Annotated in this window: 12 protein-coding genes; 7 read left to right on the forward strand and 5 right to left on the reverse strand. The window is 65.9% G+C overall.

Annotated elements, in window-relative coordinates; genetic code table 11:
* Positions 1–1,005: a hypothetical protein gene (locus HMPREF1529_RS11185; protein ID WP_198013078.1), complete on the reverse strand. Its 1,005-nt coding sequence runs from the start codon at positions 1,003–1,005 to the stop codon at positions 1–3.
* A 408-nt stretch (positions 1,006–1,413) separates the two neighbouring features.
* On the opposite strand from HMPREF1529_RS11185, the gene HMPREF1529_RS15675 reads away from it, so the two are divergent.
* Positions 1,414–2,305 (forward strand): IS5 family transposase gene (locus HMPREF1529_RS15675; RefSeq protein WP_372445425.1). Its coding sequence is split into 2 segments (ribosomal slippage): positions 1,414–1,799 and positions 1,798–2,305, totalling 894 coding nucleotides; the frame shifts between segments, so codons are not numbered across the junction.
* Here the strand turns inward: HMPREF1529_RS15675 and HMPREF1529_RS11200 are convergent.
* Positions 2,277–2,798 (reverse strand): hypothetical protein, encoded by a 522-nt coding sequence (locus HMPREF1529_RS11200; protein ID WP_016464901.1) that lies wholly within the window; start codon positions 2,796–2,798, stop codon positions 2,277–2,279. The two genes, HMPREF1529_RS15675 and HMPREF1529_RS11200, sit on opposite strands and share 29 nt — an antisense overlap.
* A gap of 26 nt (positions 2,799–2,824) precedes the next feature.
* Entirely contained in the window at positions 2,825–4,108 is a 1,284-nt protein-coding gene (locus HMPREF1529_RS15410; protein ID WP_016464902.1) for a NucA/NucB deoxyribonuclease domain-containing protein, read from the reverse strand.
* Positions 4,109–4,291: 183 nt separating this feature from the next.
* Between HMPREF1529_RS15410 and HMPREF1529_RS11210 the strand changes: the two genes are divergently transcribed.
* The 3 genes from HMPREF1529_RS11210 to HMPREF1529_RS11220 all read left to right on the forward strand — a co-directional run bounded on the left by HMPREF1529_RS11210 (position 4,292) and on the right by HMPREF1529_RS11220 (position 6,818).
* A complete protein-coding gene (locus HMPREF1529_RS11210) occupies positions 4,292–5,128 on the forward strand; it encodes a hypothetical protein (protein ID WP_016464903.1) in 837 nt (278 codons plus the stop codon).
* Positions 5,129–5,241: 113 nt separating this feature from the next.
* Entirely contained in the window at positions 5,242–6,102 is an 861-nt protein-coding gene (locus HMPREF1529_RS11215; RefSeq protein WP_036283379.1) for a hypothetical protein, read from the forward strand.
* Entirely contained in the window at positions 6,099–6,818 is a 720-nt protein-coding gene (locus HMPREF1529_RS11220) for a hypothetical protein (protein ID WP_036283382.1), read from the forward strand. The genes HMPREF1529_RS11215 and HMPREF1529_RS11220 overlap by 4 nt, the downstream gene beginning before the upstream one ends.
* Positions 6,819–7,005: 187 nt before the next feature.
* Here HMPREF1529_RS11220 and HMPREF1529_RS11225 read toward each other — a convergent pair whose 3' ends face one another.
* Positions 7,006–8,253: an IS256 family transposase gene (locus HMPREF1529_RS11225; RefSeq protein ID WP_016464866.1), complete on the reverse strand. Its 1,248-nt coding sequence runs from the start codon at positions 8,251–8,253 to the stop codon at positions 7,006–7,008.
* 114 nt (positions 8,254–8,367) lie between these two features.
* Positions 8,368–11,184, reverse strand: coding sequence for a hypothetical protein (locus HMPREF1529_RS11230; RefSeq protein WP_157533925.1), 2,817 nt, complete (start codon positions 11,182–11,184; stop codon positions 8,368–8,370).
* On the opposite strand from HMPREF1529_RS11230, the gene HMPREF1529_RS11235 reads away from it, so the two are divergent.
* Genes HMPREF1529_RS11235 through HMPREF1529_RS11245 form a run of 3 tightly spaced genes read left to right on the forward strand, consistent with a single transcriptional unit; the run spans position 11,183 to position 13,455 of the window.
* Entirely contained in the window at positions 11,183–11,695 is a 513-nt protein-coding gene (locus tag HMPREF1529_RS11235) for a hypothetical protein (protein ID WP_016464907.1), read from the forward strand. The two genes, HMPREF1529_RS11230 and HMPREF1529_RS11235, sit on opposite strands and share 2 nt — an antisense overlap.
* Positions 11,696–11,743: 48 nt before the next feature.
* Positions 11,744–12,010 (forward strand): hypothetical protein, encoded by a 267-nt coding sequence (locus HMPREF1529_RS11240; protein ID WP_016464908.1) that lies wholly within the window; start codon positions 11,744–11,746, stop codon positions 12,008–12,010.
* A 23-nt stretch (positions 12,011–12,033) separates the two neighbouring features.
* Entirely contained in the window at positions 12,034–13,455 is a 1,422-nt protein-coding gene (locus tag HMPREF1529_RS11245; RefSeq protein ID WP_157533926.1) for a hypothetical protein, read from the forward strand.
* Positions 13,456–13,465 lie beyond the last annotated feature (10 nt).

Raw genomic sequence — 13,465 nt, forward strand, 5'->3', positions numbered from 1 at the left:
CTACTTGTACAGGACCGTTCCGGGTCGCGAAGTTGTCCAAGCCGCCCGGAAGCCGTCGTCTGCAGGAACGCCGGGGTAGAACCACGGACGGGCGGCATCCTGCGGCCCCAGATAGAGGTCTGCGTCGCCAAACTCGATGACGGTGCCAGCAGAGTGCCCTCGAATGTCGAAGCCTAGGCGGAGATTGGTTCCCGGCTGAACGCCGGTGGGCACCCGGACGGTCGCCCAAGCTTCGACGACCTCACCGGCTTTGATCACAGACGATGCGGGGTGAGATGAGGCCAGAATGGCGGTGCCCGCATCCTCGTTCCAGAAGCGCATCGCGCTCAGACTGAGGTCTTCGCTCACCTTCAGGCGGTATCTGACGGTGAATGTCGCGCCCGGCGGGACGTAGTCGCCGACCCGGACGGAGAAGTCACCGTTGTTGGCGCGAACGGTCGTGAAGGTGATCCGGTAGGCCTTCTTCGACAACGACCAATCGACGCCAGCGATGCTTCCGACGGCGGTGTTCTGCCCCGTCGTCCCCTGCCACATGTAGTACCCAGTGAAGGATGTCGCCCCGGGGTTCGGGTGGAGGTTCTCGTAGGCCACGAGGGCCAAGTCCCACGGCTGCGGAAGCGGGACTCCTTCAGCGGTGATCCGACTCGTTGCAGGGCCACTGATTGTGGTGCCGGCCGCAGTCACAGCTTCTTCGAGCGTCAACCCCTTGCCCACTGTCGTCCCCCCGGACAGGCGAGCCAGATAGATGCCGGTCTTCGCGCGGGAGACGCCAAGCCACGCGGAGCGGTCTGCGTTCGCGGAGACCGCGAGCTTGGCGCCCTCGGAAGGCTGGATACGAACGTCTTGCGCGGCGCTCAGGGCAGGCAACGTCTGTGCGTAGAAACCGTCAACCGTCAACCTTGCGCTCTGCGCGTCGGCCACCATGCTGAGATCGTTCAGCGCATTGGCTTCCTGTGCTGCGTTGATCCAGCCCGGCACTGCGAGCACTCCGATGCCCGCAGTCACGACTCCGACGGCGACACCGCCGAGCACAAGGAAGGGATTTGCCATGGGGTCACACTCCGGTCTGAGGTCGTCTGGACCGCCACCCCTGCGGCAACCGTCAACGCTCCGGCGTGGTGCTTCTCCGCATCGACAGCCGCCGCCTCCTCCTGGATGCTTCGTCCAGGATGAGTCGGTGGCTGTCGAGACGATCTCGGTGCGCTCCTGCCAAGACGAGCGCCCTCAGCTTGAACTTCGCCAGGTGCCTCGCTGACGGGGCGCGATCATCCGCTAGTGAGCGGCGGAGGGCTAGGGGATCTGACGTGATTCGTCGGCAGCCCAAGCGCTGTTCGGTGAGATCAGCTGATTTGAGTCCGACCTAGGGCGTGTTGATCAAGAGGTTCAGGCTCAGGATCGGCGAGTCTCGATGGTGTGACGCGTCAGGAGATCTCGGATGAGGTGTGGGCTGTTCTGGAGCCGCTGATGCCGGTGCCGGTCGGCAGGTCGCGGCCGTGGACGGATCATCGTCTCGCGGTCGAGGGCATGGCCTGGAAGTACCGCACGGGGGCGCCCTGGCGGGATGTGCCGGAGCGGTTCGGGAAGTGGAACTCGATCTACAAGCGGTTCGCGCGCTGGGCCGAGGACGGCACCTGGGAGAAGCTGCTCGCCGAGGTGCAGAAGCAGTCGGACGCGGCGGGCAAGCTCGACTGGGTGGTGTCGATCGACTCGACGATCGCGCGCGTGCACCAGCACGGCGCGACCCTCAGCCGCGACACAGGGGGCTGTGTCGAATCACAAGAATCCGCGGGAAGAGCCGCCTGATCACGGGATCGGCCGCTCCCGTGGCGGGTTGACGAGCAAGGTGCATCTCGTCTGCGACGGGCGTGGACGTCCGCTGAGCTGGGTGATCACCGGCGCGAACATCAACGACACCACGATGATGACCGCCACACTCGAGCAGATCCACGTCCCTCGAGCTGTCGGCCGTCCGAGGCGGCGCCCGGATCGGGTGCTCGCCGACAAGGGCTACCCGTCGAAGAAGAACAGGGCGTGGCTGCGGGAGCGGAAGATCGCCGCGACGATCCCGGAACGCGACGACCAGATCGCGCACCGCCGCAGGAAGCCTGGCCGGCCCATCGACTTCGGGGAAGCCCAGCAGGAGCGCTACAAGGGACGCAACGTCGTCGAGCGCTGCTTCAACAAACTCAAGCAATGGCGCGGCATCGCGATGCGCTCAGACAAGACAGCCCGCTCCTACCGCGCCGCGATAGCCCTCGCCGCCACGCTGATCTGGATCAAGACCGACTTAATCCACACGGCCTAGGAGTGATCTGGCTGAGCGATGCGCCGATCTTTTGGTCGTCCGGACCGGCGGGCCAGAACTGAATCAGATAGTGCTCGCACGCTTCGGTGACGACTTGGTCTGGGGCGGCGGCCCTACCTCTGGCCGATATGCGAAACCGGAGGTTCCCGAGAGGCGAAGCGTCCGGTGCCGATGCGCTCGCACCCGGCGGAGGTAGCTCGGAAGCGCCGTGTACTGCCACTGGCGATCCGGGAATGTGCTCGGCGGTGAACTCGACGACGTCCTCCCAGCCGCTGCCGGCGATAGCCGCCACGCGGGCAGGAGCCTCTTGGAGGCACTCGAGTTCGACGGCGACCGGGCCCATCGCGATACCAGTCCGAAGGTACAGCTTCGGCCAGATGATCATGATCAGCCCGGTCGCCGCGAGGGCGGCGGGGGAGGCAGTCGACGGGTGCACAACACCGTCGAGGTCGATGAGGCCGTTCTCGGCCCGCACTTCGGCTCTTGCTCCCACGATGTCTCCCTTCGCCGCTGTTCGAATCAGACGATCTCGACGTAGAACGCGTCGGCGTCAATGACGCGGAACGGCGCGTACAGCACCGAGTTCAACAGGCTACCGGCGGCACTGTTCTGGGTCGCGTCAATCATGCACACGCTGTAGCCAGCCGCTCCCGTCGACGGCGGACCGCTGAGCGTGACCTGGCACCAGCTCTGCGTGCGAGGCCCTCCACCGCTCAGTGCTGCGCCCTCGTAGGTGGAAGCGAACGGGTACTCGTCGCAGCTCTTGCCTGCTGGGCGGGGGAGTGACGCCGGGCAAGAGGTTGCCCGGTTCGCTGCCTGCAGCGAGCTGTCCACGAGGCGGTGCATGGGGTTCGAGTAGGAACCGCCGCGCAGGCCCGAGGCCTGAGCGCCAGCGACGTGTGGTCCAAACTCGGTGAAGGAGGTGCTGTCGTAGCGGATCACCGGAGTGATCGCGGGTACGACGCACCCGATCGCCGCGCGCCCAGGCACCGCATTGTCGCAACGGACGGGCACCGGAGAGGTCTCGGTCCAGAACGCCGGGTTTACACTCGTCGGCGACTTGAAGGTGATGGTCCACGTCGGCGTACCAAGCGCAGACTGACCGGTCGCGCCAGTCCATTGCCAATAGGCCTCACCGTCCGCGTTGCCCATGGCTGATGGGGTCTGCACGGGGAATGTCTGGCTGGTCTGCGCACAGTTAGCTCCGGAGCAGGTCGCCGTTCCTGAGATCTGTGTGCCAACAGCCGCCCCGGTGATGACGGTCGGGGAGACGCGAATCTGGTCCGCCCAGGTGTTCAAGCCTGCGTCCATGTAGATGTAGTTGTAGACCAGGAAGTTCATCGTCCCAACCACGGGCCCTGTTGGTGCACCGTTCACCATCTGGCGCACTTCCAACAGTCCCGAGCTGATGCCGCACAAGCTCGTGCGGGTTCCCCGGTATCCAGCATCAGCTCCGGCTGCGAGGCACCAGCTCGGCCAGGCGACCATCGCGAAGGGCTGAACCATTCCCTCGGAGCGGTTCGCATCGGGAATCTCCGCGGTTCCGGCGCCCATCGTGATGCACAGTGCGACGTCGTCGGAGACGGTGCATTGCGGCTCGGACGACGTCCGCGACAGGGATCTTGACCCTTCTACGGGCTGCGGCGAGTCTTCGACGCTTACGGCCGCCGCCAAGTCGTCCGGCACCGGCTCGGCGGCGCCTGTGGCAGCGGTGTCCGCAACCGCAGGCGAGGCGAACCCGAGGGTTGTCGCGCTCAGCAGCAGCACAGTCAGCAGGCTGGCTTTGATCGGCTTTCTTCGCATGTCTGTCTCCTTCGATCGAACGTGCCTGGCGATCAAGGGAAGACATGTCGCCAGGTCTCTCTGCGCTCAGTCTCCGATATATCGCAGCTCATCGATAGCTACTTAAGTGCTAATTCATAGGTTGCTGTAGACGTCAATTCATCCTCGCCACCATGCGCCAAAATCCGCCGCACTCATGTGTGCATGAGCACCTTCGACGCGTCCCTGCACCCCCGAGGCCAAGCAGCCAACCACGGCCAGTTCATCAACAAGGCGAACGATGCTCCGACTGGTGTGCTCGCGGCTCCGGTTGAATCGTCCACGGGATCTATCCTTAAGGAGCGCTCGAGCGCCGCGTCGCTGCACGCCTCGGCCCGCAACACCTATCTCCTGGCCAACCGTGACGCCGCCACCGCACTGCTTCGCGAGCAGTTCCCGGGCGTGCAGATGGCGATCTTCACCCGCAACTGGGATGACGACCAGGTCAAGCTCCACCAGCTACTCGGAACCGCCAACATCGACTTCACCGAGAGCACCGACTGGGCTGAGCTCAGCAAGGAGCAGCGGGATGCCTACCGGGATGCACAGGCGTGGGTGGGGGAGATGGGCGATGACATCGCCAGCTACCTCGAGCCCTCTGACGAGGAGCACGACGGGTGGTACGAGTACCAGATCGATCTGACGACGCAGCCGAAGCACACCGACGCTACGCACTACACGCTCGAGCAACTGGAACGCTCTGAGCGGTCGGCACTGTGTGCCGCGCTCAGCGATATGGACGGGCGCGCCATCTCCACCTTCGACACCGATGAGATCGTCTACCAGCTGCAAGAGGGCTACTGGGCGGAGGCAGATGAGCTCGCCCTCGCCGACAAGCTCACCGCCCGGTACGGGAGCATCGAGAAGGCAGCCGACGCCATCGCCGCATCGACCGAATGGGGCGAGTTGCGAGAGGAGGTCGACCGGCACGCGCGCGAGCAGATGATCGACCACCTCGCCCGCGCCGCCACCAACCTCATCTGGGCGGAGGGGGCCGAATGACCACTTTCGATGCTGCGCTCCACCCCCGAGGACGGGCACAAAACGCAGGACAGTTCCGCCAAAAGGAGAACGAAGCTCCAGGCGCCGGCCTGGAGAGGCGATCTGTTGCCGAGATGCAGGCAGAACGCATACAGGAGCTTGAGGATCACTGGTTCGCCCTGTGGACCGACGCCGGACCGAACGCAGAGCTGGACCTCGCAGGAGAGGACCCCGGTCGCCAAGCAGACCTCGCTCGCACCACAACCGACCCGCGCACGCTCGCACAGCTCGCCCGGAACACGGTCGGTGACGTCGGCAGCGCCGTCGCACGCAACCCCCACACACCAGCCTCAGTTCTGCACTACCTCGCGACCAGCCAGGACCGAGCCCGCGCGTACGAAGACCGATTCCATGCGATCCACAATGTGGCGTGCGACCCCGCGACAATCCGAGGCCTGTGGGATGCCCCGCTGAACAGCGAGTGGTCCCGGCCCCTTCGCATAGACATAGCCACCGCACCGAACACACCCGGCGACATCCTTCGCGACCTCGCCTTCCGGTCCTACTCGCCGCAGGCCGGCGATCACCCCAACTTCCCCGAGGAAGCTCTCGCCGCGGCGGTCTCTGACCCCACCCGCGCTCACCTGGTGGTCGGCAACGCGAAGCTCACCGACGAGCAGCTGCGAGCTGCTCTCAGGGCGGTCGACCCATTCACAGATGATGATGACGACGAGATCTGGGCCGTCCTCACGGCAGCCGGGGCAGCCAAGCATCCGAACGCTTCCGAAGAGACGGTCAAATCGCTGCTGACGCACCCGGACGCGCACGTACGGAAGACCGCGAAGGACCGACTCACCGGCAACCGCATCACCCGGTCCCGCGCCGCGGCGGAACGTGAGATGCGCGATGCGGGAGGCAGCGAAGAGGAGATCACGCTTGCGGGCAACATCGCCGCCCGTGGCGCCCTCGAAGGCAACGAGTGGGGGCAGGCGTGAACACTCACGGCGAGGACCTTCATCCTCGCGGGCAGGCCGTCAACGCTGGCCAATTCCGGACGAAGGCGAACGACGCGCCCACACAGGGGCTTAGTGGAACCGCGGACGACTACGCGGGCCGCGGACCGCTTTGGTGCACGAACCTCAACCCGCACGGGGAACATTCGACGCGAAACCAGGTCGGCGGCACGGACTACTGCTCCGGCCGCCCCGACCCCGCGGACCCTGCCACCTACCTTCCGACCCCCAGCGACCAGGACGGCACGGCGCGGGCTGCCGCATATCGCGCGGACCACCCCGCGACCGCCAGCGAGCAGGCAGCCGCGGATGACGCCATCGCCACGTTCATCCGCAAACGCGGCATCACTCCCGCGTTTGCGGACGGAGAAGAACCGCCGGTGGTGACACTCGGATACGCACTCGGCGATCAGGTGGCATATGAGGCGATCCGCGAGCTCCTCGTCGACGCTCAGCGAGCCGCTCTCTCCGAAGCGCGCAAATCCGCTATCCGGGCGGCAGCAGGACTCTGGGGGCCAACAACGAAGGTTCCCAGCTTCGACGAACTCGAGTCCGGAATCAGCGGACCGAATGCTCACGCCGTCGAGTATCTGCGTGGGCAAGTCGAGACGATCGCGGACACGTTCGGCGCAGGACAAGTCGCTGATGCGCACCACGTCATCTACGACGAGATCCGCGCCGCCGCGGGGGAGCTGTGAGCACTCGTACCGGCTTGGAGTTGCCGCAGGGGTGGGTGAGGCAGGGAGCAACCGCGTCGGGGCTGGCGTTCAGTGAGTGTTCTGCCAGCCCCGACGTACCCGTCTAGTCCGCAGGCTCAGCAACGACAAGGGGTCAAGCCCCGGGACGTGGTGTAGCGGTCGGTGATCCTTCTGCTGTTGATTTCGGTTAGGCGCTGAGTTCGAGGACGGTGTCGGTGGTCGCCTCCGTTCCGGTGTCGGGGACGAGGGTGAGGCGGGACTTGGCGAGGATGTCGAGGCCGAGGTAGCGGCGTCCTTCGGCCCATTCGTCGGTCTGTTCGGCGAGGACCGCGCCGACGAGGCGGATGATCGCGTCACGGTTGGGGAAGATCCCGACGGAGTCGGTGCGGCGGCGGATCTCGCGGTTCAATCGCTCGTTCGGGTTGTTGGACCAGATCTGCTGCCAGAGCCCTTCGGGGAACCCGGTGAACGCGAGGATGTCCGCCCGGGCGGTATCGAGGTGGTCGTGCGCGTCAGGGAGCTTGCCGTCGACGTAGTCCAGGAGCCGGTCGAACTGCGCGTTCACTGCGTCAGCGTCGGGCTGGTCGTAAACGGAGTGCAGCATCGCCTTCACCGCCGGCCACATGCTCTTCGGCGTCACCGACATCAGGTTCGCCGCGTAATGGGTTCTGCATCGCTGCCAGACCGCGCCGGGCAGGTTCGCGGCGATCGCTTCGACGAGACCTGCGTGAGCGTCGGAGGTGACGAGGCGGACCCCGCCGAGTCCACGAGCGACGAGGTCGGCGAAGAAGCTGTTCCATGCCGCTCCGGTCTCCGACGTTGCGACCCGCAGCCCGAGGACTTCGCGGCGCCCGTCGGCGTTCACGCCGGTCGCGACCAGCACGACCGCATTGATCACGCGGCCACCCTCACGGACCTTCATCGTCAGCGCATCGGCGGCGACGAACGTGAACGGGCCGGCGTCGCCGAGGGGCCGGTGCCGGAACTGGTCGACGTGCTCGTCGAGGTCGGCCGCCATCCGGGAGACCTGCGACTTCGACAGCGAGTGGATCCCGAGGGTCTTCACCAGCTTGTCCATCCGACGCGTCGAGACGCCCGCGAGGTAGCAGTCCGCGACGACCGTGATCAGCGCGGTCTCGGCCCGTTTGCGGCGTTCCAGCAGCCATTCCGGGAAGTACGTCCCTTGCCGCAGTTTCGGGATCTGAACGTCGATGGTGCCGACCCGGGTGTCCAGGTCGCGGTGCCGGTAGCCGTTGCGCTGGGCGACGCGGTCCGGGGAGGGCTTACCCCACTCCGCGCCGACGACGGCATCCGCGTCGGCGGACAGCAGCGCGTTGATCGTGGACTGCAGCAGGCTGCGCATCAGATCCGGCGACGCGTCGGTCAGGGCTTCAGCGAGCACGCTCGCAGGGTCGACAATATGAAGTGCGGTCATCGTGATGATGCCTTTCGAGTGGAGGTAAGAGACTTCTCGAAGGATCACACGGTGACCGCGCTTACGTCGGGAACGACGAGCCGGCCACCGCGGGCTACACCACCTTAAGGGGCACTACTCGACAAGGTGCCCGAAGCCCGCGGTATCTACACGATTGTGCCGTGAGTGATGCCACTCACCAGGTGCCGTGTTCCCCGCCTCGTAGGCAGCGTCCGCGAGCTCATCAAGCGTGCGGCCGACGACGGGCTCACCTCGCCTCTGAGCTGATGCGATCAAGGCCCACAGGTCCCGGGAGTGGATCGGTGTCGTGGTCGTGATGGACTTCAGGTGCGCGTCCCAAAGGTCATCTGCATCCCGGCCGTAGTCCTCCTCGAACCTCTCCCGGACCGCGGCGACCTGCGCTTCATAGATCGCAGTCTCGATGGGGCGAACGTAGCGGTAGGCGGCCGTCTCAGCGGCACGACGTTCTTCACGTTCAGCCTTCGCGGCTGCCGCGCATCGCGAACGGTAGGCCTGCACGAGCTCGTGGAATGGCTCGTCTAGCCACACCAGTCGGGGGCGCACTTCGGAGTACCGGGTCGCGTCGTCCGGCCACCAAGGGATTCCGTCGGCGTACTTCGCGAAGGAGTAATCGCCCGTGTTGGAGGTTGCGACCAGCTGCGGCGACTCGCCACCCGCGTCGACCCGCCAGCTGAGCGCCTTGATTGCCGGGTTGGTCAGAGCCCACCGCCAACCGAATGAGCTCTCATCGGGGACGACGATCGCATTCTCCGGGTCGTCTCCGACCCAGTAGTAGGCGCGCATTCTGCGCTCGACGGGATTCTTCGGATCCCAGAACTCGATGACGCAGATGGCGGTGCCGGCCGCTGCGGCCTGCTCCCGCGCCTGCGCGACGAGGGTGGCGCGTTCCGGCTCGCTGAGTCTCTGCTTCCGAACCTGACCGTGCGTCCACGTCGCCCACTCCTCCGCCTGCCACGCGACGTGCAGGGCCGCGGCGGTGCGCGTCGCAAGGATCTGCCACCGCTTCGTGTCCCCAAGAGAGCCATTCCGGCGGATCCTTGTGACGTCGAGGAAGACCCCCGGCTCGTGAGCGCCGGGGGAGGGTGCATAGGCGAACCATCGGCCCTGACGGTCGCGCGCAACGGCTATGACGCCGGGCACGGTCTGACCGGCGGCGACGATCAAGTCTTCGGCGGCGTCGCCGGCGGCAGCGCGCCGCGAGCGGTACTCCGCGAGAATCTGGTCAGCGGCCTTCTTCTCGTGGGACCCAGAGCCATTGAGTGGCTTGGACCACGTGTGAGCAACCTTCCACCAGTGCACGAGCTCGTCCACCAACGCGGGCGCGTCTGAGGCCTCTGCCCCCTCTGTGGCGAGTAACGCTTCAAGTAGGACACGGAACTCCCGCTCCGCGTCTGCCTCCGCCCGCTTGGCCTCGAGCGCGGCACGGATGACCGGGACCATCGACAGGAAGTGTTTCGAGCGTTCCTCCCGCGAGGCGAGAAACCATTCCAACTCCGGGACTGTGATCAGGTCGAACGGGAGCACCCAGTCGTCGGATGCCATCACGACGCATGAGGCGCGCTGCTTCGGGGCGACGGGCATCTCACCCACGTAGTGGTAGCCGGGTCGGTCGGGGACGGGAACGTTGCGCTTGTAGACGCTGTCCGTACGTTCGAACCGAATGACGAACCCGCCATCTTTGCGTCCCTCGATGAGGTGCGGCACCCCTGTTGCCGGGCGAGTATCGATCCGGTCGGGGTACAGCCGAGGGTGGTAGCCGCGCCGGTACGACTCGCCTCGCACGTACTCGTCACGGAAGCCCTCCGAGTGCCAGTCTCCGATCACGCGCAGGCCGGGGCGCAGGAGCGCGTTCAGTCGACGCTGCCACTGCGAGAACGTCTCGCTCGCCTCTCCGAGCTGCAACGACTGGTCGCCGTCCTGGATCAGCTGGATCTTGCCGCGGTCCTGGTCACGCACGGACATGAAGTCAACGCCGCCCTCAGGGAGCGGATGCCAAACGGGAGTGCGCTCCGTGATGCCTTTGAGGACGAGCATGACCCTCATGTAGTGACGGCGCCGCGCGTCAGCGACCTTCTCGAGCTTGAACCATTCCTCTGACCCTGGGCGGACTGGCTCGCCAACCTTCATCCCGAACAGCTTCTGGTCGAACACGTCGACGAACTCGGTGCGGTTTGGCAGGATCCGGTCGATGAGACGCAACTTCGGGTCCACGGTCAGGAGATACAGCTTCTCGCCGTTGCGTAGGAGCCAGAACGATTCACTGTTCGCTTCATCGCGGGCCGCGTCCTCGAAGGCGTTGCCGCTCCTGCTTTTGACCCGGGTGGGCACGAGGACGACAACTCCCTTCTCCTCGGGGAGCACCCGCGAGAGGTTCGCGTCGTCGGCGCACAGCCACGAGATGAACTCGGGGATGCCGTCAGCGTCCATGCCGGTCTGCCCGGCTCCCATGAGCACGAGCGATTCCTCGGCCATCACGAGAATCTTCTGGCGAACAGTGATGGGAGTGTCGGCCGGCGCAGGCTTGCCGTCCCGGATCAGCTGGAGGCTCTCGTCACGGCCGAGGTATAGGTCGACGGACCACATCACCTCGGTCATCTTCGCGAGCTGCTCCTGCAGCGGGCGCATCTGAGCTTCGAGCTCGGCGCGCTCCTTTTCGAACTGCGCCTCCATCTCGCGACGTTGCCGGTCGAGCTCTCCACGCTTGCGGGCGAGGTCTGCTCGTGCCTGCTCCTGCGCGCGGCTGATCGACGCGCGCTGCCTTGCGAGTTCGACGCGGGCGTTCACGATCGCTTCACGCGTGGATGCCGCGTCGGCACCCGTGTAGGGGATGAGGCTTCCGCCTTCCGTCTCGGTCATGGCCTGCACATGCACGGTGGCGGCCGGCTGCTGCGCCGCACTCATGGTGGGCATGACCACCTTTGACGAATCGCTCCACCCTCGCGGCAACGCCGGACGGTTCGCCGCGAAGCGGAACGATGCGCCGGCGCAGACGCTCGACGCGCCCATCGCGGACCCGTTCTCGCATCAGGCAGCCTTCCCGATCCCGGACGCCGACCGTGAGGTCTTCGCCGAAGCTGCCACCTTCCGCGATATCGACGACCTGTACATCGCGCGCCCGCGGGACCGCGGGTACACGGCCGACCTCACCCTCCGGTGGGCGGGGATCGCACGCGGCCGTGAACTCCGCGCGGCCGGAGACGCCGGCATCCCGACCTCGCTTCCCGAAGCGAACCCGTTCGCTCACACGCAGAACGACGTGGAGCTGTTCGAGATGTACACGCAGATCACCGAGGAGCCGCCCGGCGACGGCGAGATGTCATCGAACCAGTGGTCGAACTGGGTGCTCCGGCTGACGGAGCAATACAACGCGCGTCGTATGGAACTGGTCCGGGCGGATGTCCTGGGCAGCTATCGCATGTGACATCGAGGATGTCGCCGGTGCACGCCAGGATTTCAAGGAGGAGGTCAAGTGGATCAGATGGCCGTGATCGTGGGCGACTCGCTCGCTCGTATCCAGCAGACCTTCGAAGCGTGGGTGGCACCTGCGGCGCCCGCCGTGGAGGAAGCTCATCGATCCTTCAACGAGGTGGTGTTGCCGGGCCTCACCAGCGTGACCAGGGGAGTGGTCGCCCTGCAGGAGTTCACCGGACCGCAACTCTTCACCACCATCGTCCTCGTCTGCGGCGTATTCGTGCTGCTCGCTGTGGGTTCCGCTGTTGCGTACCGCTCCCCGTAGCGATCGGCCGCATGTATGTGGGTATGAGCTCCTTCGACGCCTCGGACCACCCTCGCGGGCAGGCCGCCAACGCCGGCCAGTTCCGCGAGAAGGCTAACGACGCCCCCGACAGTGAGCTCACCGCCGATGTCGACGACGAGCCGTGTAACAAGTGGATGATCCTCGCCGACCGGCTCCTCGACTTCTCAAAGGCCGTCGAGAGGGAGAACCGCCGCCTCGAGCGCGCGGGCGTCGACGAGCGGTTCACGTTCACGCACGAGCGTAAGGTCTGGCGGGACGAGCACGGTCGACCGTGGATGGTCGAAGCAATCGAGCTGAACCGGCCCCGCATCGCCGTCGGCGACTGGCAGTTCCTTGCCCAGCACGAGAAGACCGCCGCCGGGGCGATCATCACCTACCAGGCCGGGTCCGCCGGTGAGCGCGTCGAGGGCGACCCGTCGATGCGATGCGACCACTGCGGTCAGTTCCGATCCCGGCAGAAGGTGTTCACTCTCCGGGACCGGAACACTGGCGAGCTCAAGCAGATCGGGTCGAACTGTCTGTCCCTCTTCCTCGGAACGAAGCCCGAGGGCTTGTGTGCTATGGCGCGCGAAGTCGGCGCCGAGCTCCGCCTCGACGAGGACGACGACTTCGCGTCGGGCAACGCCAAGCCGAACGCCTTCGACGGCGACATGCTGCTGCTCGCCACGATTCGTCAGATCGCGCTGGATGGCGGCGAGTACGTCTCCCGCTCCAAAGCGGGCATGTACCGTACGCCCACCGCCGAGAAGGTCAAGGGACAGCTCGCCGTCCTCACCTCTGAGCCGCCGGCCCCGGCCGAGCTGGCGGAGATGAACGCTGTCGTCGACTGGGTCGGCGCGCTCGAACCGGGTGACGAGGACGACTACTTGCGCAACCTCGTCGCCGCGTTTACCCGCGATGACGACGGTGAACTCATCGTCTACTCCAAGCACGCCGGTCTCGCCGCCAGCGCCATATCCGCTTACCGCCGGCACATCGCACGCGAGGCGGAGCGTCAGAGGAAGGAGGAGCTCGCGAAGACCAAGCTCGCAGCTTTCGCCTTCAATCCCGGCGAAAGCCTCAAGGACAAGGGCCTGGAACTGAGCGTGGTGTCCATGAGGGAGGGTCACGACTACGGCTACGGGGCCCCCACCCACATCACATTGTTGGACGACGACGGGCACGTCTTCTATTGGAAGTCGACAGGGTTCCTGAGCATGCCGGTTGAGCTCGCGGACGGCACCGGATACACATTCGCGCCGAGCGAGGGTTGCCGCGTGCGAATCACGGGCGGCTCCGTGAAAGAGCACCGAGTCTCGGACTTCAACGGAGACCATGAGACCGTCATCTGGCGAGTGAAGTTCGCGCCAACGCAGCAGCAGCTCGACGACTGGGAGTCGGAGCGCGCCGCCGAGCTTGCCTCGCTCGTTTCGTCGCGCGATTAGCGCACTGACG

Source organism: Microbacterium sp. oral taxon 186 str. F0373 (genome assembly GCF_000411455.1).
Taxonomy (GTDB): Bacteria; Actinomycetota; Actinomycetes; order Actinomycetales; family Microbacteriaceae; genus Microbacterium.